The organism is Pseudomonas sp. Irchel 3A5 (assembly GCF_900187575.1).
Classification (GTDB): domain Bacteria; phylum Pseudomonadota; class Gammaproteobacteria; order Pseudomonadales; family Pseudomonadaceae; genus Aquipseudomonas; species Aquipseudomonas folii.
This window is the reverse complement of sequence record NZ_FYDU01000010.1, coordinates 135,499-157,703: the sequence shown is the minus strand read 5'-3', so window position 1 is coordinate 157,703 and position 22,205 is coordinate 135,499. Positions and strand designations below refer to the sequence as shown.

Below are 22,205 nucleotides of genomic sequence, written 5' to 3'. Positions count from 1 at the left end.
AAGGTGCCGAGTGGTGGGGTAAAGGCCTTTTGGTTACTTTTGGCTGGGCCGGCTTCCGGATCCATCAAAAGTGACGCGCTGTAAAAGCGCAACCAATCGAAGCAATAACCCCAGCAATGGATATGTACACAAAAAGATGCATACATCCCCAACCCACGGTCAATCAATAAATTACAGCGTTAGTCGCGACGACCCAGCAACAAACCTACTACCAGACCAAAGCCTGCGGAAATGGCAACGGTCTGCCATGGATGGCCGCCGATATAGGTTTCAGTCGCTTCAACGACTGGCTTGGTGCGCTCACGCACGCTGGCAACAGACTCCGCCGCCTGCTTCAATTTCAGGCCGAGCTGAGCGCGTAGGGTTTCCGCGTCTTCACCGACCAGTGCAGCGCTGTCTTTGAGCAGCTTGTCGGACTCTTCGATCAGGGCCTGCAGTTCGCTGAAAGCCTGGTCCTTGATCTGTTCTGCGGTGTTTTGAGCGGCAGTTTTACGAGCCATGATGTTTTTCCTTTCGTTGATGATGGCAGTGAACAATGGAGTCTTGCGGTTGGCGAAAAGTTGCAGAAGTCTGCGCGACGCCATTCATTTGCTTGTGGGATTTGCCGGAAACAGTCTCTTACAGCTGCCCTTACGGGTGTAAGATACTTCCGGTTTTTAGTCACAGGTGACCGTTATGAGTTTCAATCTGGCCAATCGGCCGCTCCCCGAGCGTGCAGCGCTCGAAGACGAGAAATCCCGCCTCTTTGACCTATGGCAGAGCAATCTGGGCAAAGCCAAAGGCGATGCCGCGCGATTGTTCGGCGAGCGCTCCAAGCGCAAGGGCAAATGGTCCGAGTGGGTCCGCTCTGAACTGGACACCATGAGTCCGCCCGAATACGCGAACATGGTTCGCAGTGAAGTCAATCGGCTCATGGCCGCCAGCAAGTAAGCTACTCTTCGCTGGATATTTCACTTCAGGCGAAGCCTCACCAGCTACCGTCAACAGGTTGCGGCAGGCTCAGGACGCCACTGTCCTTGAAGCGCATGGTGCCAAACACTCCACCCGCAAGTTTGCCGCGCAAGGTGTAAGGCAGGTTGTCGAGGCTTTGGGTTTGCGTCAGGCCCACCGCCTGGCGCAGGGCGGCAAATGCGGAAACGCTGACCGGCACCACCAGCACCGTTTCGGAAAAACGCCCGATGGAGCCTTGCTGGTCACTGACGCCCGAGGCCAGAAGCCTGCCGTTTACATCCAGGTCCAACGCTACGCCGTTGTATTCGATGGCCGTCTCGTTCGGGTTCTGCAATCGCAACTTGACCGCCAGCCGTACCTCCAGCCCTTGACCGGGCAATGACTCAATGCCCACCACGTTGATGTTGAGCGGGTCGCGATTGGGCAGCAATGCGCAAGCGCCAAGGCTTAAAAGCAGAAAGCTGGCCAGTAGCGTACGAATCAGGCGTGAGGGCATTCGGTATATTCCTTTGGGCGTGTGACAGGGCGCTGCTATTCGGTCAGACCCCATGCGCGAGCAGAGATTCGTTTTCACCCGGCGCTGGCTTATGCTGCAGAACCTGCATGCCCATGAGTCACGGATGCCCAGACATCAGAACACGACACCGCCGAGTGCGACGGTGAAGGAAAAACACACCATCTCTGTAGAGATGGTGCGCGAGGCATTCCTGCAATGCGGTCTTTCCGGGCACGTCCAGCAAGCGCTGCTGGAAGAGGCTGGCATCGCCACCGATGTGCTTGAAGATCGGGATGCCCGGGTTTCGGTCAGTGCATACGCGGATCTGTGGCGAGGCATTGAACAGCGCACTGATGACCTCTTCTTCGGCATGGACCCGCGCCCATTGCGCCAGGGCAGTCTCGCGTTTCTGTGCCGTTCATCCATGGCTCAGCCCACCTTGGCGGCGGGGCTTGAGTCAGGGCTGGACTTTCTCGGGCTGATGCTTGAGCGCTTCGGTGCTCGCTTGATCCGTCAGCAAAGTGTGGCGGAGGTGGTCATTGGTCATGAGCGCGATCCGGTGTCTCGTGCCTTTGCGGACTTCACCTTCTGGATGATTGTGCATGGCGTGGCCTGTTGGCTGTGTGGGCGACGAGTACCGATCATGGGCATTGAACTGCGTTGCGCGCAGCCGGACTACATTGACGATTACAAGGTCATGTTTTCGGAGAACCTGCGTTTTCAGCGTCCGCGCTCAAGAATGATTTTTGCCGCTGATTGCCTGGATCTGCCCATTCGGCGTAGCGCTGCCGAGCTTGATGCGTTTCTCGGAGCGTTGCCGGGCAATCTGCTGGTCAAATACCGGGACCCGCAAAGCCTGGCCAGTCGAATCCGCCTGCATCTGCGCAGCTTGCCTGCGGAGGAATGGCCGCACAGTGCTGATCTGGCGAGGAGCCTGTGCATGTCCAGCTCGACCCTGCGTCGCCGTCTCGCCGAAGAGGCTCAGAGCTACCAGGCCCTCAAGGATTCAGTACGCAAGGACCTGGCCATTGGCTGGCTGGCTGACGAGCACCTGGACATCGCCACCATCGCCAGCCGTCTGGGCTTTGCCGACACCAGCTCGTTTCACAAAGCTTTTCGCAAATGGTCAGGGATCAACCCCGGTCATTATCGAGACGTGGTCCTGAACGGCGTTGCTCAAACCGGTCATCGACGCTGAGCACTTTGACCATTGCCTGAACCTGCATGCAGCGCGACTATTTCGGTCAACAACAATAAAGAACCGAACAGAGGTTACGCATGGATATTCGCGACAAGGTTTTCCTGGTCAGTGGAGGTGCGTCAGGTCTGGGCGCTGCCACGGCGCGCATGTTGGTCAACGCGGGGGCCAGAGTCGTACTCGCCGATCTCAATGCCAAGGCATTGGCAATGCAACTGGACGAGCTGGGTAAAAATGCCCGCGCAATAGTCACCGACGTCAGCCAGGAAGCGTCCGCACAGGCCGCCGTGGACGCCAGTGTCGAGGCATTCGGCGCACTCCATGGGTTGGTCAATTGCGCCGGCATCGTCGGTGCACAAAAGATCCTTGGCAAGAACGGCCCTCACGATCTGTCAGGCTTCAGGCAGGTGATCGACGTCAACCTTGTCGGCAGCTTCAACCTGTTGCGGCTCGCCAGCGCAGCCATGTCTGTCGGCGCGGCAGATGAGGGCGGTGAGCGGGGCATCATCATCAATACCGCGTCTGTGGCGGCTTACGACGGTCAGATTGGACAGGCCGCTTATGCCGCTTCCAAGGGCGCCATTGTCAGCATGACTCTGCCCGCAGCCAGAGAATTGGCGCGCTTCGGGATCCGGGTCATGACTATCGCTCCGGGTATTTTCGAGACGCCAATGATGGCGGGCATGACGCCGCAGGTGCGTGAATCCCTGTCGGCCGGCGTTCCATTTCCGCCGCGTCTGGGCAAGCCGGACGAATACGCCGCGCTGGTCCGGCACATCATCGAAAACCCGATGCTCAACGGCGAAGTGATCCGCCTCGATGGCGCCTTGCGCATGGCGGCGAGGTAATCAGTTACTGAATGCTCGTGCGCGCCTACGGATACGGTGTTAATTCAAATGGTTATGTGATTTTGATAAGGGATTAATCATGACTTCAGAACATTCATTCATAAGTGATGATCCGGTGGTGATCGTGAGCGCTGTGCGCACGCCCATGGGTGGGTTCCAGGGTGATCTGCACAGCCTGAGCGCGCCGCAGCTCGGTGCGGCGGCAATTCGCGCAGCGGTAGAACGGGCGGGTCTGGCGCCTGATGAGGTTGAGCAGGTGTTATTTGGCTGCGTATTGTCTGCGGGACTCGGGCAGGCACCTGCGCGGCAGGCAGCGTTGGGCGCGGGGCTGGGCAAGTCGACGCTGTGCACCACGCTGAACAAGATGTGCGGCTCTGGCATGCAGGCGGCAATGCTGGCCCATGACGTGTTGTTGGCGGGCAGTGCAGAAGTTGTAGTGGCGGGTGGCATGGAAAGCATGTCCAACGCACCGTATCTGCTGGATCGGGCGCGCAGCGGTTACCGCATGGGGCACGGGAGGGTGCTGGACCATATGTTCCTCGACGGCCTGGAAGACGCCTACGAACCGGGCAGGCTGATGGGCACTTATGCCGAACAATGCGCAGAGACCCACGGGTTTACCCGGGAAGTGCAGGATGCCTTCGCAGTGGCATCCCTGAGCCGGGCCCAAGATGCCATCAACAATGGCTGGTTCGCCGAAGAAATAGTCCCGCTGCACGTCACTGCAGGCAAGGAGCAGCGGCTGGTGAGTCACGATGAGCAGCCACCCAAGGCCCGGTTGGACAAGATTCCGACGCTCAAGCCTGCCTTTCGTCAGGGTGGTACCGTCACCGCAGCCAACTCCAGTTCCATCTCCGACGGTGCTGCTGCGTTGCTGTTGATGCGTCGGTCCCACGCAGCACAGCGAGGTCTGAAACCATTGGCGGTGATCCATGGGCATGCGGCGTTTGCCGATGAGCCAGGACTTTTCCCGGTTGCGCCCATCGGGGCGATTCACAACCTGATGAAACGCACCGGGTGGACCCTGGATCAGGTCGATCTGTTCGAGATCAACGAGGCGTTTGCCGTGGTCACGCTGGCCGCCATGAGTCAGCTGAACGTGCCCCATGACAAGGTCAATATTCATGGCGGAGCCTGCGCGCTTGGTCATCCCATTGGTGCGTCGGGCGCACGTATTCTCGTGACGCTGTTGGGCGCATTGCGACGTAAAGGACTGAGACGCGGGGTCGCCGCCATTTGCATTGGTGGCGGTGAAGCAACGGCCGTGGCCGTAGAAATTATTCTTTAGATACAATGACATGAAGGCTTAAGTTAAAGCTAATTCTATAAAGTAGAATTTAAATAAAAAAGGATATTTATCAATGAGTTATGAATCTATCTTGATAGAGATTCGAGAAAGGGTCGCGTTGATTACCCTTAATCGTCCCCAGGCTTTGAACGCCTTGAATGCGCAATTGATCAGCGAATTGAATCACGCACTGGATGACCTTGACGCTAATCGCGACATAGGCTGCATCGTGCTGACCGGCTCCAGCAAAGCTTTTGCGGTAGGGGCGGATATCAAGGAAATGGCTGAGCTGAAGTATCCGCAGATTTACCTTGATGACCTGTTCAGCGACAGTGATCGCGTCGCCGCCCGGCGCACGCCGGTCATCGCTGCCGTGGCCGGCTTTGCCTTGGGCGGTGGCTGCGAACTGGCGCTGATGTGTGACTTCATCCTCGCCGCGGACAATGCCCGGTTCGGTCAGCCGGAAATCAAACTTGGGGTATTACCCGGCATGGGCGGCACGCAGCGCCTGACCCATGCCGTCGGCAAGGCCAAAGCAATGGAGATGTGCCTGACCGGACGCCTGATCGATGCCCAGGAAGCAGAGCGCGCCGGGCTGGTAGCGCGAGTATTGCCGTTGAGCGAACTGCTGGATGAAGCGCTGAAAGTCGCCGCATCCATTGCCGCGAAGTCTTTACCGGTGGCGATGATGGTCAAGGAGAGTGTCAACCGCGCGTTCGAAGTCGGTCTTGCCGAAGGTATCCGCTTCGAACGCCGCGTTTTTCATGCTGCTTTTGCCACTGAGGACCAGAAAGAAGGCATGGCTGCGTTTATTGAGAAGCGCGAGCCCCGTTTCAAGGGGCGGTGAATGGTCTTCGAGGCGCTGAATGCTCAGCCGTGCTGGATGAAGGCTTGATGCAGTCTCCGCGGCCAGTTTTGCTCGAACCACGTCTGTAGCATGATGCAGTGTCCCGGATGAACCAGGCAGAGCTCGTCCGGGGTCTTGCGATAGGCTGCAGCCAGCTCGCGCAGCTCTTCGGAACTGAACCCGCAATAGCCGTATTTGTCGGTTTTACCCTCGAACAGAAAATGCTCCGGCTGCAGGCGTGCGAGAAACTGCAACCCGGGTTCGCGCATGCGCACGATGTACCACAGGCGATTTGCCAACGGTTCGCCCTTGAGCCCGGGTTGCTCGGTCAGGCGCAGATCGGCGTCGAAGAGTGACAGAGCCGGGTGCGGCATAGGCTGATCCAGTCCGGAGGAGCGGTCGTGCGCTGTGAGCGGATGCGGTGCGCCGCTCATCTCGATGCGACTGGCTGTAAGGTCGAATCTGCTGTCTGCTGTGCTGAGTTGCAGAACCCCGTCACCTGTCACATGCAAGGTTTGCGGCAGGTCAAGATGGACCGCCTCGGTAGTTGGCAAGCCATGCTCGAGGTGATTCCTGGACGGCACGCGATGTTCGTCGGGTACACCATAGATAATCGGCCGCTCAGGATCAGCGTCAAAATAGCCGATAATCAACGCAGCACCGATACGCAGCGCCTTCAGTTGCGCCAGCGAAATACCCGCAGGCGCGCACAGCTCGGCAGGCTCACAGCCTTCAGAGTACGGGGCAAGGCCAATGGGCAGTTGTCCGTTCATCAACTGTTCTTTCGTCTGATTGCAGCGACTCAGCAAGGTCGCGGCCTGAAGCCCCTCCATGACAGGTTTGCGGTGCTTCAGCTCAGGTCGGAACGGCATTTCCCAAGGCAGTACGCGGAAGCTGCTGTGATAGCCATGGCTGAGGGTTTCGATTTCTTCATGCCCGACCTCTGGCCCATCGCCGCGCCCGGGTTGCGCAGCAGTGGGCCTTACGGCGTCGAGAATCCGTGCGACATCCTCTGGCGCATGGTCTCTCAGCACCTCCGGCTGTTTGCCTGTGTGATTGATTTCCACTACTAGCCACTGATCGTTGAACCGGGCCTCAGGATGCCCCTGGACTTGTACGATCTGGCCCGGTGTCATCGGCAGGTCAACGCTCAGCCCACGAATGATGCGCCGTTCGCAACGCTGGCGCTCCAGCGTCCGGGCGCCTGCCTGTCGCTCATGCGCCTGGCGTTCGGTGGGCAGGCGCGACAGCAGGCTCGCCTCGAAACGCTGGTTACTGGCATTTTTTTTCCCCGCAAAAGCCTCCTCGTCATACGCGTTTTTCGACGTCTTCAACAGCGGTTCATGGCGGTGCGTTTCGTGGTCTGTCGCCGCCCGCTGTAACGCCCACTGTTCAGCAAGGTAGGAAATAGCCGGGGTGCGGCTGGCTCGCAGGGCTGGTGGCTGGAATTGAGCTGGCGTTGATCGATGGGGAAAACGGGCAGGATCGTCGGCGAAGACCAGCAAGTGCCGGGTTCGCTGATGCTCGAAGCGCATAGAGATGCCTTCTTCCTCGCATAATCGCAGCAGCAGATGCAGGTCGGTTTCGTCCTGCTGCACGCACTGTTCTCGCTTGGGGTAAATCCCCACCAGTTTCTCGAAACGATAAGTGGCCGGACTAATGTCGTTTTCGTCGAGCAGTTGGGCGATGATCTGCGGCACGCTAAGGTCCTGGAATACCCGACGCCGACGACGCTGCTCCATATCAAGCAATGTCGGGCCCAGCGTGATGCGATACAGGCTTAAACCGGTCCCGGTGTGCAGTTGCATAGCGCTGCTGATCTTGCCATGGACGCCATGATCAGGGCCTAACGCAAGCCAGGCTGTTTTTTGCTCGAATGCCTTGGATTTCAGGTGTGGATCAGTGCTGACAAGGTCAACGATGAAACGATAAGGTGCGTTCAGGGCCTCCTGACCGCTGATGCTGATGACGGGCAGATTCATCTTGTGATCGACAATCGCCAGAGTGATCGGCATTCGTTTGCCTTCGGACATCCACATCGCTCCCACCTTGAATTTAAGGGGGCAGAGGGTACGAAATGCCACGGTCCATGGGCATCGCTTCAGCATTTTTCGGAAAGGGACTACAAGCTAAAGAGGAATGTCGCTAGTTGCCATACAGCGCATTAACCCTGATGCAATTGGATTTGGATGTTCAATCAGGCGACGGCAGGGGTTTCATCTGGCGTCATCGGGTATAAAATGCGCGGCGTCGCGCATCGATAGCGACGTATCAGTCACCTCATTTTCAACGTTTTGCCCGGCTTTGCAGTCAGCCCTTTCACCGGCATTGGCGCATCGGGCAGGGCGCAATCGGATCAAGAGAGCAAGCATGGGCGCACAGTGGAAGGTCAAGCATAAAGAAGCAGCATCCAATGCCAAGGGACGTATCTTCGGCAAGCTGTCCAAGGAAATCATGATTGCAGCGCGCGCTGGCGCGGATCCGGACATGAACCCGCGTCTGCGACTGGTTGTCGAGCAGGCGAAAAAAGCTTCGATGCCAAGGGAGACCCTGGAGCGAGCGATCAAGAAGGGCGCGGGGCTGCTGGGTGAGAACGTTACTTTTGAACGACTGACCTACGAGGGCTTTGCGCCACATCGCGTGCCGGTCATCGTTGAGTGCCTGACCGACAACATCAACCGCACGGTGTCGGAAATCCGCGTGTTGTTTCGCAAGGGGCAGCTGGGGGCCGCAGGCTCGGTGTCCTGGGATTTCAACTATCAGGGCATGATCGAAGCAACACCGATCAACCCGGATGCTGATCCTGACGAAGCAGCCATCGAGGCGGGTGCTCAGGATTGTGAGCCAGGCGAAGAGGGCGCAACCCTGTTCCTGACCGAGCCAACCGACATGGACGCCGTGTGCAAGAAACTGCCGGAATTCGGGTTTACCGTGCAGTCGGCCCAGTTGGGCTACCGTCCGAAAAGCACCGTTGATGGGCTGGATGACGAGCAGATGGCTGAAGTTGAAGCCTTCCTGGCTGCCATCGATAACAACGATGATGTGCAGAACGTTTATGTGGGGTTGGCGGGGTAATCAAGCCCTGAATGGAATGCATTTTTTACTTGGGGAATATTCTATATTTACCCGCCGCTGACGTGGGACCGGCTTTAGCCGGGAAAGCTGCCTGACAGACGATACAGATGTAGCGGCTGTCCCGGCCTATTCCCGGCTGAAGCCGGTCCCACGACGGTGATGGAACCGCAGAAACATTTCCTAAAGGCCCCGGCCCAAAGCCCGCTCAATCTCCAGCAGCATCGGTCGCTGACTGACATCCGGCTGAACGCAACGAGCCTGCAGTGCCCACAAGGCATCCTCTACGGGCTCGGAACAGCGCTCCAGCAATTCCCCCAGTAAAATCCCGAAGGCTCGCGCTTCGATGCGTTGCAGAGCCAGGCCCTGTGCGGTCGTGGAATAAAACGAAGCAGCGCCGAAATCCCCCAGCAGGCAATCGCCGTTGTCGTGCCATAGAATGTTGTGGCCGTATAGATCACCGTGGGTCATGCCGTTCTGATGCAGGTGCGCCGCGGCCGAGGCGATGCCGCGGGCCATGCGCAGCGCGATGGCCCTGGTCAGACGCAAACCGGTCGGGTAGATATCCCTGGAGCACGAATCCAGACTCGGAGGACCCGCCAGATTGACGAAGCTTGGCTCGATCAACTGCATGACCAATCCTGCGCATGATTGAGGGTGGTCCAGGATCTGGCCTTCAACGGCAATAAGATGCTGGTGCGTACCCGCAGCGATACATGCCGCCATCTCGTTGAGCGGCGAGCCGTCGCTGGTTACAGCGCCCTTATACAGTTTGACGGCCACGGTTCTGATCGCTTGCCGGGGCGGTTGCCACAGCGCTTGCTGGATGATGCCGGAGGCACCTTCGCCCAGTTGCTGTTGAATGCTCAGCTCAGTCCATGGGATTTGCCGTACCGGCGTTGATTCAGGTACACGGCACAGCGGATTACCTGCAAAGGCCAGCCACGCCAGCGAGGGCAGTTGCAGCAGCCAGTCAGGCAGTTCGGTCAATTGGTTGGCTGCGATGCGCAGCAGTTCAAGCTGTTCACACCGGGCCAGGCTGGCGGGGAGGCGGGTCAGACGATTGCCGGCCAGCATCAGCTTTTGCAGCGAGCCGCATTCGCCCAGCGTCTCTGGCAGTTGCTCGATCTGGTTGTCGGTGAGGATCAGCCAGCGTAGCCGGGGTGGCAATGCGCTGGCTGGAACGTGTGAGATCCGGTTCGCTTTGAAGCCGACGATCTGCAGATGCTGGCAGCGGCCAATGCAGGCTGGCAGTTCAGTGAACGGGTTGTCGGAACAGAACAGCACTTTCAGGTGTGATAGCCGGTACAAGTCGTCGGGCAGGCTGGTCAGGGCGTTGCCACTCAGATTGAGGGTTTCCAGCGAGTCGGCCAGGTCGAAGATTTCCAGTGGAAACTCTTTCAGCCCGCAGGACAGATCCAGACGTTTGGTACCCGTCAGCTTGCCCGCGCGCAGGTCTTCAAGTGTATGCATGGATCAGCCACGCCCCAAGGTGTCAGGGGGCAGGCTCAGGCAGCGATCAACCCACAGATGAACACGCTCCAGGCTCGGCGGCGCTTCTGCGTACAAAATGCGATAGATCATGGGCGCAACCACTGTGTCGATCAGCTCATTGGCGTCCGGTGCGCGCTCGCCGCGGGCCAGTGCCCGGTCGATGATGATCTGCAACTGATCACGGGTGATGCTGGCACATTTGCCCGAGCACGTTGCTGCGCTGCTGGCGACGACATCGCGCATCATCTCCCGGCCGGGTGCCGAGTTCATTTCATCAAGGTACATCTCGGTCCACGTGCGCAAATCGTCGCGCAGGTTGCCGCAATCAATAGGTTCGTCCGGGCGCAGGCGCTCAACGGCGGCATCAGCCAGCAACGTGGTCAGGTCGCCCCAGCGGCGATAGATGGTAGACGGTGTCACGCCCGCACGTGCAGCAATCATCGGCACGCTCAAGGCGGCTCGGTCGTGTTCGATCAGTAAATCGCGCACCGCGCTGTGAATTGACTCCTGCACACGAGCGCTACGACCGCCGGTGCGAATTCCTTCTTTTATAGCCATGAGGCGGACCTTAACACAAAGTATTTGCTTTAAGCGGCGTCAGCTCGCACAATCCGGAAACGCTAAGTATTAGCTTTAATGATGTACCTGATCGGAGAGTGTACCCATGTCCCGTCTTTTGCAGAACCCTGACCGGGGAAACAGCGCTCTGGGGTTTCTGGCATTCACGACCCTGTGCTTCTTTGCAGCGTCCAGTGCCCCGACGCCGCTCTACCATTTGTATCAGCAGGGCTGGGGCTTCTCTGCAGCGATGTTGACGCTGATTTTCGCTGTGTATGCATTCACGTTGCTGATAGCGCTGCTGATGGTGGGATCGTTGTCGGATTATCTGGGCAGGCGCCCGGTGATCTTCGCGGCGCTGCTGCTGGAGATTGTCTCCATGCTGCTGTTCATTTTTGCGGCTGATGTCGGCTGGCTACTGGCGGCGAGGATGATTCAAGGGCTGGCGACAGGCATGGCGGGCAGCGCGCTCGGGGCTGCCTTGCTGGACAACGACGAAAAACAGGGGCCTTTGGTCAACAGCATCGCGCCGATGTTCGGCATGGCTATTGGGGCGTTAGGCACGGGGCTGTTGGTGGAGCTGGCGCCGCTGCCACTGTTGCTGACGTACTGCCTGCTGTTGGCAGCGTTTGTCGGGCAGGCCATTTATCTCTGGCTGATCCCGGAAACCGTCAGCCGTCAGGCGGGTGCCTGGGCCTCGCTGAAACCCTCGCTGCACGTTCCTGTTCAGGCCCGGCGCACGCTGTGGCTGGTGTTACCGGTAGATATCGCAGCGTGGTCATTGGGTGGTTTCTTTCTTTCATTGTCGCCGTCATTGCTGGCCGCAGCCACGGGGACGACTTCGGCAATCAACGGCGGGCTGGCTGTCGCCACGCTGACCATCAGCGGTGCGCTGGCAATTCTCACCTTGCGTGCGCGGCCTGCGGTGCTGGGACTTTGGGTTGGGGCGAGCTGTTTGCCGGTTGGCGTCGGGGTCATTCTGACGGCGGTCAATGCTGGCTGGCTGTGGTTGTTTTTCGTCGGCTCGGTCATTGCGGGCATCGGCTTCGGCTCAGGCTTTCTCGGGGCATTGCGCCTGTTGCTGCCGTTGGCTCAGGCCCATGAGCGGGCGGGGCTGATGTCGGCTTTTTATGTGCTCAGCTACCTGGCGTTCTGTATCCCGGCATTGATCGCCGGACTGAGCGCCCATAGCTTCGGGCTGATCGCCACGACCAATGTCTATGGCGGTGTGGTCATCGTGCTGGCGCTGTTGGCGTTGGCAGGGCTGATTGCCGGGCGTGTGGCGGGAAGGTCGTCGGTGAATTCGGTTTGAAGGTGTTGAGTATCTGACACCGTGTTTTCCAGCAGCGAAGACAGACCCCTGCAAGTGATTCTACTCTGGCCTGCAAGCTGTATGGCGACGTGGGACCGGCTTTAGCCGGGAAAGCGGTATTCATGACGACCCGTTATCAGTAATTGTTCCGGCCTCTTCCCGGCTAAAGCCGGTCCCACGACATTGCACAGTTACTGAGCTCCCACCGCTCCCACAGAGACTCCATTCCATATTCGAAGTCGTGAGCTATTTGCATCTGCTCGTGACTCAAATCGCCCCAGGCAGCGCCTGTCGGGCCAGTTGGGCGGCGGGGTCTTTGGTTGGGGTGACCATGGCGTAGTTGTAACCCGCGCCGGACCAATAGTCGGCCTGCAGATCACCGTCCAGTCGGGTGCCCCGTGGCAGCAAGCGGTTTTTTGCTCCGGGCGGGCGGATGTAGAAACTCAATGTGCGGCCTTCCGTGTCCTTGTACACCACCAGAGCAGCTGGGCCCTGTTCAGTGGTGGTCATGCGCCCGCTGACCGGCTTGAAGCCCGCTGCTTCGAGATTGGGCAGCCGGTTGGCCTGGGTGAAATGACGGTCAAGCCAGCCCTGCGCATCGCTGGTCTTTTCCGCGCTCCAGTCCCTGGCCATGTTGTCATCCAGGGCAAACATCCGGTAGGCCTGCAGCGCATCAGCCATTGGCGGCGTGGCGCTGGCCAGGGTTATCTCACGCGCCTGCCAGCCGCTCAACCCGCCAACACCAACAGCCACCAGCAACACAGCCGCTGTAGCCAGGTGACGATAACGATTGCGCCGCATGCGCTGACGGATAAATGCCGGGTCCAGTTCCGGATTCGGCGCGCGTTGCAGCTCGCCACTCATTGCGGTGCGCAACCGTTTCGCGTCGTCCTGCCAGGCCTTGACCTGCAACGCGACCTGCGGATGGGCCACCAGCCAGGTTTCCATACGCAGGCGGTCGGCCTCGCTCAGTTGATGATCCACATAAGCGTGAAGGTCGAGTTCGCTGGGGGGCAGGGTGATCATTTCAGTATCCGCAGAGAAGGGGTCGTGATTTCGCCATCGCTGAATTGGCGAAGGGCCTGACGAGCGCGGGACAAGCGCGACATGACCGTACCGATGGGTACGTCGAGAATCGTCGCGACTTCCTTGTAACTCAAGCCTTCCACCGAGATCCATAGCAGCAGCGCACGCTGCTCGGTGTTCAAACGTTCAAAAGCGCCGAGGGTCGATTGAGCAACCACCGTACGCTCAACACTGGGCTGGTACTCCTCGTCTGCGCCGCCAGTGAACAGTTCCAGCATGCGGCTGTATCGACGCGAACGGCGATGGGCGTCGAGAAACTGGCGATAGAGTATCGAGAACAGCCAGGCGCGCAAATCGCCTTCGGGTCGCTTGTCTTTCCAGGCCGACAAGGCTTTTTCCAGGCTGGCCTGAACCAGGTCATCTGCACCGCTGGCGTTGCGGGTCAGTGACAGGGCAAACCTGCGCATTCGCGGTATCAACTCTCTGAGTTGGGCGTCGAGCTCGTTCATGGACCGCAGATTCCCTGGTCAGCAACTATGATCGTGTTAAGCGTCTGAGCAGCAAGACGACGCCCGGCTTTGTTTATTCCACCTTTCGTGAATTTTTTCGGCGGATGGAATAAACACTTTCCGGCTCCGTCCTACTGCCCATAAAGCGTGATAGCCGATGACCTGGAGTTGTATATGACCGACCGTGATCCGTTACCCAAGGGGCAAAGACCTCCATTAAGTCCAACCGCAACAGGCCTGCGTCTGGTGGGCATTGGCGTGGTGGTGCTGGTTGCCGCTACCGCATTTGTCTACGTGGGAGGCTACCTCGACCCGCAGCGTCTGACCCCTGACAAGTTGGTCAATACCCTTGAACACAACAACGGCACCTTCCCCGGATATCGCCGCAATCACCCGAAAGGTGTGTGTGTTGCAGGTTACTTTGAAAGCAACGGCGCTGCTGCTGATCTTTCCAGTGCTCAGCTGTTTACCAGCACTCGTACGCCGGTGGAAGGCCGTTTCGCCCTACCAACCGGCAACCCTTACTCGCCGGACAGTGCCGCACCCATCCGCAGCCTGGCCCTGCGCTTCACTCAGGCAGACGGCCAGCAATGGCGCACCGGCATGAATGCCATGCCGGTATTTCCGGTGGGTACGCCAGAAGCGTTCTTCGGGTTGTTGCAGGCCAATGCGCCAGACCCTAAAACCGGCAAACCTGACCCCACCAAGGCCCCTGCATTTTTCGCCAGTCACCCGGAAGCCGCGCCATTTCTGGCGTGGGTCAAGACCGCCAAGCCGTCCGCGAGCTACGCGACCGTCAGTTACAACAGCGTCAACGCGTTCTATCTGGTCAGTGCCGATGGCAAGCGCCAGGCAGTGCGCTGGAACATGGTGCCCGTGGATGCTGCGCAGTCTGCTGCACCGCCGCCGGACGCCAAGGATTACCTTGAGCAGGACCTGAATGACCGACTGGACGCCGGCCCCGTTCGTTTCAACCTGATCCTGACGCTCGCGGATGCCAGTGATCCAGTCAACGATGCCAGCAAACAATGGCCCTCTGATCGCCGTACGTTGAACGCCGGTACGCTGGTGCTGGAAAGCGAACAACCGCAACTGAGCGGCGCTTGCCGTGACATCAACTTTGACCCGCTGGTGCTGCCGTCCGGCATCAGTGGCTCGGATGATCCGCTGCTGGCGGCGCGTTCTGCTGCTTACGCCACGTCCTACAAACGGCGTACTGCAGAAGTCGAGCAATTGCCTAAAACCGCACCGGTCACGGAGAAAAAATCATGAGTGGCTCCAGCAAGCATTTCTCCCCTCTGGCGCGTTTGCTGCACTGGTCGATGGCACTGATGATCATCGCGATGCTGTTTATCGGCGCGGGTATGGTGGCCTCGGTGTCGGAACGACATGAACGGTTGCTCAATCTGCACAAGCCGTTGGGCATTGCGATCCTGGTGCTGGTGATCCTGCGCATCATTGTGCGCTTGTCCAGCCAGACCCCGGCGCTGCCAGCTGACTTGCCGAGTTGGCAGGTTCTGGCGGCGAAACTGTCCCATTACGTGTTGTACGCATTGATGCTGGCAATGCCATTGATTGGCTGGGCAATGATTTCCGCTGCCGGTGATCCGGTGATGCTCAGCAGTTCGGTGCGCCTGCCTTCCATCGTTGCCGCGGATGCTGGAACCTTCGCCTTTTTGCGTCAGGCCCACACATGGTTGGCGTATACGCTGTTTCTGACCGTGCTGATGCACATCGCAGCGGCGCTGTTTCATGCCTGGGTGCGGCGTGATGAGGTATTGGGGAGCATGTTGCGGGGAAGAGGGTAAACATTAAAAAGAAGGGTTACCTCCCTGTAGAAGCTGCCGAAGGCTGCGAAGCGGTGTATCAGACAGAATGCTTTCGCAGCCTTCGGCAGCGCCTACAGGGATGATTTTCAGCGCAGGATCGGGGCCATTTCCGAGAGAACGGTCAAGACATCCTTTGCAAGCTGTCTGGAACGCTTGCCATCCCAGCCGGTGATCAGGTCGGGCGCATCGTCGTTGTCCTTGAACGGCATCTCCAGGGTCAGCGCCAGACATTTGTATTTTTCCCCGACGCTGTTGCAGGCCAGGTTCATGTTGGCCTTGCCCGGCTGCGAACGCGGGTAACCATAGCGGGTCTGGAAGTCCCGGGTGATTTCACTCAGGCGGGTGCGGAACTGTTCTTCCAGTTGCTGCTGCTTGGGTGTGTAACCGGGATTGCCTTCACAGGCCGCAGTAAAGACGTAGGGGATTTCTTCGTCGCCATGGACGTCGAGGAACATGTCCACGCCATATTTTTCCATCTGTTCCTTGACGAAGAACACTTCCGGGCTGGTTTCCGGGGTGGAGTCCTGCCAGGCACGGTTGAGGTCCTTGCCGTTGGCATTGGTGCGCAGATGCCCGTGGAAAGAACCATCAGGGTTCATGTGCGGAACGAGATACAGGTCGGCGACTTCCAGCAGGGCATTCAGCACCGGATCATCCTGCTGTTGCAGGCGCTCGATCACGCCTTCCATGAACCATTCGGCCATGTGCTCGCCGGGGTGTTGCTGAGCAATGATCCAGATATTGCGCTTGCCTTCGGCTCCGTTGCCGCGACGTAGCAGGGGAATATCACGGCCTTCAACGCTCTTGCCAGTGGCCAGCAATTCGGTCCCAGCCTTTTCAAGGGCCTGGTCAATGAGCCAGTCATGGCGTTCGCGGCTGTAGGGTTCGAAGTAGGCAAACCAGACGTGCTCTCCTGTGGGCGTCAGGCTGAAATTCAGGGCGCTGCCGTCAAATGTGGAAGGCACGCGAAACCAGGTCTGATGATCGTAGGAAGCCACGGCGTTGTAGCCGGTCCAGGCATTGTTGTAGCTGGACTGACTGGCATTGGTCAGGCTGAACCGATGGACCTGTCCCGTCTGCAGTCCGTCGACCTTGAAGTGAAACCACTGAAAATGCGGGCTGCGGGTATCCGGGCGGATGGCCAGCTGGATCTGTGCAGGGTGGCTCGCGTCTATCACTTCGATATTGCCACTATCGAAATCTGCGCTGATTTTGAGAGAGGTCACGGTCGGTTCCTGTGTACGTTAGTGCCAGTTGTGGCGCTACTTTACACGGAACCTGCGCGGAGCAATGCGCGTCGCTGCGACGTGAAGGTGTGTGAATCGGTCACTCAGGACGCACAATCGCCCTTCAAACGTGACCGAACACGGCAAAAGCTTCCGCCGTCACTAGCAGGCTGCACAGAAACGCAGTCGCCATGCACCAGAACAGATAACTGCGACGTTTGCGCCGATGCCAGCCGCTTGCACCCATGATGGCAGCCGGGGCTTGAAGTTGACGCCACAGACGCTCGGTACTTTCGAAAGCATTGAGATGGGCAGGGGCGGCATCCAGCCAGTGACGGAATTCGATACGTTGACTGGCTGTCGCGTGGGGACTTTGCAGGTGTACGTACCAGCGACTGGCCTGTTCGCATACCGGATCCACAGCGCTGGCTTCATCCGCAGCGACTTGCCGTCGGCTGTGTTGCAGGACTCGCACCATGGCCTGTTCGACCAGTGTGACATCGATGTTCAGCAGGCTGGCGATGTCGGCGTAGGACGCCCCGTCGAGTCGGCTGAGCAGAAAGACCTGCTGTGTACGACGGGAAAGCTTCACCAGACCGCGTCGCAGACTCTCGCCGTGCAGACTCAGTGGAACATCCGTCTGACGTGCAGGCAGAGCGGGGAAGGACGAGAGTTGAATACTCATGATCGATTGCCTCGCTTGATATTGATGAAGACTTCTTTGCCAAGGTGCTGCTTTTAAACCTTTTCTGTAGGAGCTCACGAGCACCGCGAGGCAGCGATGACGTCCTGTCTGATACACCGCTATCGCGGCCTCGCGGTGCTCGTGCGCTCCTACAGGTCCAGTGTTTACCGCGCCATATTCGGTGTAGAAGACGGCCCGAGGTGCCGGGATGAGAGTCTTTCTCAAGTGCTAAACCAGCTCAATTACCGATTATCTTCCGTGCAGCACCTTTGAAAGCCAACTTCAGAGGCCCTTTCTGCGATCTTTTTGCTATGATCCGCGCCATCGTAGAAACGACACCCTCTTCATTAGCCTGAAGAACGCAGCACCCGAACCTTGCATCACCAGTGACACCAAAAAAATAGAAACGAACCGCAAAACTAAAAAAAAGACCCGGAAAAAATCCGGGTCAAAAACCGTGATTAGCCTGATGAGGAGATAATCCAGAAGCCGACCTAAGACTTCTGAGTTATCCAACTGACCTTGCGGCCAGTTGCTTGCAATAATAATCATTATCATTTGCAAGTCAAACCTTTTTATCGTCCCCATAGAAAAATCATCCAGATCCCGCCTGACGCCCGTCAGTCCAGCGGCAGTTCTGTGGTGCGTTTCACTTCGCTCATGGCAATGTTCGAGTGGGCTTCCTGCACGTGTGGCTGCTGCAACAGATGATCCCGCAGGAAGCGTTCATAGCTGGCGATGTCCTGCGCCACCACCTTGAGCATGAAGTCCATATCGCCCGCCATCGTGTAGCACTCCAGCACCTCGGGGTAGCCGGTGATCGCCTCTTCGAATTCGGCGAGAAAGCGCCGACCGTGCCCCGATAATTTCACATCGACAAACACTGTCATGGTCAGGCCGAGCTTTTGCGGGTTGAGCAGGGCGACTTTGCGCTCGATATAGCCTTCTTCCTGAAGACGGTTGATGCGCCGCCAGCAAGGGGATTGCGAAAGCTCCACGCGCTCGGCGATTTCGGCTGCCGAGAGATCGGCGTCGTGTTGCAGCAGGCGCAGGATCCTGCGGTCGATAGGACTTAATTTGTTCTGCATGAATTGACCTCTTTTTTTATTTTTATAGAACTGAACATGCAGAAGTTCAGCAGATAAACGGCAAATTAGAAAGAAAAAGCCTCATTGCTACAGGCAGTATTTTGCGTGTGATCGCTCGGGTGGAACCTGCCCGGCGGATTAGCCGCCATAACACTGCTCATAAAAATAAAAGGAGCGCCTGAATGTCTTTGGCTGATATTCGTCTTGACGATAAGTACCGGCTCGCGACCGGCAATTTATACCTGACCGGCACCCAGGCCCTGACCCGCTTGCCGATGCTGCAAAAGCAGCGCGACGAAGCGCGGGGGCTGAACACCGCCGGTTTCATCTCCGGTTATCGTGGCTCGCCCCTGGGCAATCTCGACAAGAGCCTGTGGGATGCCAAGGATTACCTGAAGCAGAATGCAATACACTTTCAGCCGGGGGTCAACGAAGAGTTGGCAGCGACGGCGGTGTGGGGCAGCCAGCAGGTCAATCTCTTTCCCGAAGGCAAGTACGACGGCGTGTTCGCCTTATGGTACGGAAAAGGCCCGGGGGTGGATCGTTGTGGCGACGTGTTCAAACACGCCAACTCGGCAGGCGTTGCGGCCAATGGCGGGGTGTTGGTGCTGGCGGGGGACGACCATGGCTGCAAGTCATCGACCATTGCTCACCAGAGCGAACATGCGTTCATCGCGTCAATGATTCCGGTGCTCAACCCCAGTAACGTTCAGGAAATCCTTGATTACGGGATCATCGGCTGGGAGCTGTCACGCTATAGCGGTTGCTGGGTGGCGATGAAAACCATCGCCGAAAACGTCGACTCATCAGCCGTGGTCGAAGTCGATCCATTGCGCATCACGACGCAGATTCCTGAAGATTTCGACATTCCCGAAGGGGGCTTGCACATTCGCTGGCCGGATCCGCCACTGGCTCAGGAGGCGCGGCTCAACACCTATAAGATCTACGCGGCTCGCGCTTTCGCCCGCGCCAATCAGCTCAACAAAGTAGTGATCGATTCGCCTCAGCCAAGGCTGGGCATTGTCACTACCGGCAAGTCCTATCTGGACGTGCGCCAGGCACTGGAAGAACTGGGCATCGACGAGGCGTTGTGTGCTCAAGTCGGCATCCGGGTTCTCAAAGTCGGCATGAGCTGGCCATTGGAGCCGGTCTCGGTCCATGGCTTCGCTGAAGGTCTGGACGAGATTCTGGTGGTCGAAGAAAAACGTAGCGTGATCGAGGATCAACTCACCGGCCAGCTCTACAACTGGCCGGTGGATCGCCGTCCGGTGGTGGTCGGCGAATTCGACGAAGAGGGCCGTTCACTGTTGCCGAACCTCAGTGAGCTGACCCCGGCAATGATCGCTCGGGTGATTGCCAAACGCCTTGCGCCTTTTTACAGCAGCGAGAAAATCGACGCGCGTCTGCAGTTTCTGGCAGACAAAGAGAAGGCCCTGCAAGCGCCGTTGTTCAACACCCAGCGTACCCCGCATTTCTGCTCGGGTTGCCCGCACAACACCTCGACCCGTGTTCCGGAAGGCAGTCGCGCACTGGCCGGGATTGGCTGCCATTACATGACCATCTGGATGGATCGGGCTACGGAGACCTTCACGCAAATGGGCGGCGAAGGCGTGACCTGGATTGGTCAGGCACCGTTTACCAACACGCCCCACGTGTTCCAGAACCTAGGCGACGGGACCTATTTCCATTCCGGTCATCTGGCGTTGCGCGCAGCGGTGGCCTCTGGCGTCAACATCACTTACAAGATTCTCTACAACGACGCAGTCGCCATGACCGGTGGGCAGCCGATCGATGGCGTGCTGCGTGTCGATCAGTTGAGTCGTCAGGTGTTCAACGAAGGCGTGCAGCGCATTGCGCTGGTGTCCGATGAACCGGACAAATACCCGAGCCGTGAGGGTTTTGCACCGATCACCAGTTTCCACCATCGCCGCGATCTGGACAGCGTGCAGCGCGAATTGCGTGAGTTTCAGGGCGTTTCGGTGATCATCTATGACCAGACCTGTGCGACGGAGAAACGTCGTCGGCGCAAACGTGGCACCCTGAAAGACCTTGAAAAACGTGCGTTGATCAATACTGCTGTCTGCGAAGGCTGTGGCGATTGTGGCGTCAAATCCGGCTGTCTTTCCGTACTGCCCAAAGAAACCGCCCAAGGCCGTAAACGCGAAATCGACCAGAACGCCTGTAACAAGGATTTCAGTTGCGTCGAGGGCTTCTGCCCGAGCTTCGTCACCGTGCATGGCGGCAAATTGCGCAAACCAGCGTTACCCACTCAGGTCCAGAACTTTGTGACACTGCCTGAGCCACACCCGCAGAGTCTGGATAAGCCGTTCAATATTCTGTTATCCGGCGTGGGCGGTACGGGCGTGACCACCGTGGGTGCCATGCTGGGCTATGCGGCCAATATCGAAGGCAAGGGATGCAGCGTGCTGGATCAGGCCGGTCTGGCGCAAAAGTTTGGTCCGGTGGTCAGTCACATCCGCATCGCTGCGCGTCAGCAGGATCTGTTTGCGGTGCGCATCCCGGCGGGTGAAGCCAATCTGCTGCTGGGCTGCGACTTGCTCGTGGCGGCGGGACCGGATGCCATCGCCAAACTCAACTCGACCTTTTCTCATGCCGTGGTCAACAGCCAGCAAACGCCCACTGCGGAATTTACCCGCAACCCGGATGCGGTCTTCCCCGGCGAGGCGATGAAACAAACCATTCGCGATGCAGTGGGGGCTGAAAAGACGCATTTCATTGAAGCGACTGATCTGGCGATTCGTTTGCTCGGCGATACCATTGCCAGCAACCTGTTCATGCTGGGTTATGCCTTCCAGTTGGGCTTCATCCCGCTCAGTTCAGCAGCGATCGAAAAAGCCATCTCGCTCAACGGCGTGGCGGTCGAGCTCAATCAACAGGCTTTCCTGTGGGGACGGCGTGCCGCGCATGATCTGGGCGCGGTGCAAGCGATTGCTCACCCTCAGGAGCAAGTCGTTGAAACGCCACAGCCTGGTGACATGGCGCAACGCATCAAAGCCAATGTCGCTGCACTGACCGATTACCAGAATGCTGCTTACGCTGAACGCTATACGCGTCTGGTGGAAAATGTACGGCAGACTGAAATGCGCCTGTTTCCGGGGCAGTTGGCGGTGCTGACTGAAGCGGTTGCGTTCAATCTGTTCAAGGTGCTGGCGTACAAGGATGAGTACGAAGTGGCGCGCCTTTACAGCAACGGTGATTTCACCCGGCAATTGCAGGCGCAATTTGAAGGTGATTACCGGCTGGAATTTCATCTGGCTCCGTCATGGCTGGCCAAGCGTGACAAGCAGACGGGAGAACCTCGTAAACGCAGTTTCGGACCCTGGATGCTGAAGGCATTTGGCGGGCTGGCGAAGTTTAAATTCTTGCGGGGTACACCTTTTGATCCGTTCGGGCGCAGCCTGGAACGTCAACAGGAGCGTGAATTGATCGAGGCGTATATCAGCGACATCGAGCTGATCCTGCTCAACCTCAATGCCATGAATCGTCACACTGCGCTGGAACTGGCGCGTCTGCCGGAGAAAATTCGTGGTTACGGGCATATCAAGGAACGCGCCATGAAGGCCGCGGGGCTGCATGCTGAACGTGTGCGGCATAGCCTGGTGACGGGCGAAGTGGCGGCGCCGACGTTGTTCGAGGTGGTGGCTTGAGTCTTTATTGATCTCTGGTTACAGACTGGATGTCGCGGGACAGCACTGCTTCGCATTACCTGTGGGAGCAGGGCTTGCCCGCGATGCAGACGCTGGGTTTTTCAGGTGAA

20 protein-coding genes are annotated in these 22,205 nt (G+C 58.3%); 10 read left to right on the top strand and 10 right to left on the bottom strand.

Features of this window, described 5'->3' with window-relative positions; genetic code table 11:
* Positions 1–179: 179 nt before the first annotated feature.
* Positions 180–500 (bottom strand): YqjD family protein, encoded by a 321-nt coding sequence (locus tag CKW31_RS18050; protein WP_095098197.1) that lies wholly within the window; start codon positions 498–500, stop codon positions 180–182.
* Positions 501–675: 175 nt separating this feature from the next.
* Between CKW31_RS18050 and CKW31_RS18045 the strand changes: the two genes are divergently transcribed.
* A complete protein-coding gene (locus CKW31_RS18045; protein ID WP_027898211.1) occupies positions 676–930 on the top strand; it encodes a hypothetical protein in 255 nt (84 codons plus the stop codon).
* Positions 931–967: 37 nt separating this feature from the next.
* Here the strand turns inward: CKW31_RS18045 and CKW31_RS18040 are convergent, their stop codons facing one another.
* A complete protein-coding gene (locus tag CKW31_RS18040) occupies positions 968–1,447 on the bottom strand; it encodes an LEA type 2 family protein (RefSeq protein ID WP_095097974.1) in 480 nt (159 codons plus the stop codon).
* A gap of 163 nt (positions 1,448–1,610) precedes the next feature.
* Between CKW31_RS18040 and CKW31_RS18035 the strand changes: the two genes are divergently transcribed.
* The 4 genes from CKW31_RS18035 (at position 1,611) to CKW31_RS18020 (ending at position 5,628) form a co-directional block, all read left to right on the top strand.
* Positions 1,611–2,645, top strand: coding sequence for an AraC family transcriptional regulator (locus CKW31_RS18035; protein WP_095098193.1), 1,035 nt, complete (start codon positions 1,611–1,613; stop codon positions 2,643–2,645).
* Between the two features lie 80 nt (positions 2,646–2,725).
* A complete protein-coding gene (locus CKW31_RS18030; RefSeq protein WP_095097971.1) occupies positions 2,726–3,493 on the top strand; it encodes a 3-hydroxyacyl-CoA dehydrogenase in 768 nt (255 codons plus the stop codon).
* 79 nt (positions 3,494–3,572) lie between these two features.
* Positions 3,573–4,781, top strand: a complete 1,209-nt coding sequence (locus tag CKW31_RS18025) for an acetyl-CoA C-acyltransferase (RefSeq protein WP_095097968.1) — start codon at positions 3,573–3,575, stop codon at positions 4,779–4,781.
* A gap of 73 nt (positions 4,782–4,854) precedes the next feature.
* Positions 4,855–5,628, top strand: coding sequence for an enoyl-CoA hydratase (locus CKW31_RS18020; protein WP_095097965.1), 774 nt, complete (start codon positions 4,855–4,857; stop codon positions 5,626–5,628).
* A 23-nt stretch (positions 5,629–5,651) separates the two neighbouring features.
* Here the strand turns inward: CKW31_RS18020 and CKW31_RS18015 are convergent, their stop codons facing one another.
* A complete protein-coding gene (locus CKW31_RS18015) occupies positions 5,652–7,661 on the bottom strand; it encodes a type VI secretion system Vgr family protein (RefSeq protein WP_176469912.1) in 2,010 nt (669 codons plus the stop codon).
* Positions 7,662–7,998: 337 nt separating this feature from the next.
* On the opposite strand from CKW31_RS18015, the gene CKW31_RS18010 reads away from it, so the two are divergent.
* Positions 7,999–8,703 carry a YebC/PmpR family DNA-binding transcriptional regulator gene (locus CKW31_RS18010; RefSeq protein ID WP_095097959.1) on the top strand — a complete coding sequence of 235 codons (705 nt, stop codon included), beginning with the start codon at positions 7,999–8,001 and terminating at the stop codon, positions 8,701–8,703.
* Between the two features lie 180 nt (positions 8,704–8,883).
* Here CKW31_RS18010 and CKW31_RS18005 read toward each other — a convergent pair whose 3' ends face one another.
* Together CKW31_RS18005 and CKW31_RS18000 are read right to left on the bottom strand one after the other, a co-directional pair.
* Entirely contained in the window at positions 8,884–10,173 is a 1,290-nt protein-coding gene (locus CKW31_RS18005) for a leucine-rich repeat-containing protein kinase family protein (protein WP_095097956.1), read from the bottom strand.
* 3 nt (positions 10,174–10,176) lie between these two features.
* Positions 10,177–10,752 (bottom strand): TetR/AcrR family transcriptional regulator, encoded by a 576-nt coding sequence (locus CKW31_RS18000; RefSeq protein WP_095097953.1) that lies wholly within the window; start codon positions 10,750–10,752, stop codon positions 10,177–10,179.
* Between the two features lie 106 nt (positions 10,753–10,858).
* On the opposite strand from CKW31_RS18000, the gene CKW31_RS17995 reads away from it, so the two are divergent.
* Positions 10,859–12,064, top strand: coding sequence for an MFS transporter (locus tag CKW31_RS17995; protein ID WP_095097950.1), 1,206 nt, complete (start codon positions 10,859–10,861; stop codon positions 12,062–12,064).
* A 267-nt stretch (positions 12,065–12,331) separates the two neighbouring features.
* Here the strand turns inward: CKW31_RS17995 and CKW31_RS17990 are convergent, their stop codons facing one another.
* Both CKW31_RS17990 and CKW31_RS17985 read right to left on the bottom strand, forming a co-directional pair.
* Positions 12,332–13,090, bottom strand: coding sequence for an anti-sigma factor (locus CKW31_RS17990; protein WP_095097947.1), 759 nt, complete (start codon positions 13,088–13,090; stop codon positions 12,332–12,334).
* A complete protein-coding gene (locus CKW31_RS17985) occupies positions 13,087–13,599 on the bottom strand; it encodes a sigma-70 family RNA polymerase sigma factor (protein ID WP_095097944.1) in 513 nt (170 codons plus the stop codon). Before CKW31_RS17985 ends, CKW31_RS17990 begins: the two co-directional genes overlap by 4 nt.
* A gap of 174 nt (positions 13,600–13,773) precedes the next feature.
* On the opposite strand from CKW31_RS17985, the gene CKW31_RS17980 reads away from it, so the two are divergent.
* The gene (locus CKW31_RS17980; RefSeq protein ID WP_095097941.1) at positions 13,774–14,871 is read left to right on the top strand and encodes a catalase family peroxidase; all 1,098 of its coding nucleotides are present in this window, start codon (positions 13,774–13,776) and stop codon (positions 14,869–14,871) included.
* Complete coding sequence (locus CKW31_RS17975) at positions 14,868–15,407, top strand: cytochrome b (RefSeq protein WP_095097937.1); 540 nt, start codon at positions 14,868–14,870, stop codon at positions 15,405–15,407. Before CKW31_RS17980 ends, CKW31_RS17975 begins: the two co-directional genes overlap by 4 nt.
* A gap of 107 nt (positions 15,408–15,514) precedes the next feature.
* Here the strand turns inward: CKW31_RS17975 and CKW31_RS17970 are convergent, their stop codons facing one another.
* The 3 genes from CKW31_RS17970 to CKW31_RS17955 all read right to left on the bottom strand — a co-directional run bounded on the left by CKW31_RS17970 (position 15,515) and on the right by CKW31_RS17955 (position 18,427).
* Complete coding sequence (locus CKW31_RS17970) at positions 15,515–16,654, bottom strand: M14-type cytosolic carboxypeptidase (protein ID WP_095097934.1); 1,140 nt, start codon at positions 16,652–16,654, stop codon at positions 15,515–15,517.
* Between the two features lie 124 nt (positions 16,655–16,778).
* Positions 16,779–17,339 (bottom strand): DUF4880 domain-containing protein, encoded by a 561-nt coding sequence (locus tag CKW31_RS17965; RefSeq protein ID WP_095097931.1) that lies wholly within the window; start codon positions 17,337–17,339, stop codon positions 16,779–16,781.
* A 620-nt stretch (positions 17,340–17,959) separates the two neighbouring features.
* Complete coding sequence (locus CKW31_RS17955) at positions 17,960–18,427, bottom strand: Lrp/AsnC family transcriptional regulator (protein WP_095097928.1); 468 nt, start codon at positions 18,425–18,427, stop codon at positions 17,960–17,962.
* A 182-nt stretch (positions 18,428–18,609) separates the two neighbouring features.
* On the opposite strand from CKW31_RS17955, the gene CKW31_RS17950 reads away from it, so the two are divergent.
* Complete coding sequence (locus CKW31_RS17950; RefSeq protein WP_095097925.1) at positions 18,610–22,095, top strand: indolepyruvate ferredoxin oxidoreductase family protein; 3,486 nt, start codon at positions 18,610–18,612, stop codon at positions 22,093–22,095.
* Positions 22,096–22,205: the final 110 nt, after the last annotated feature.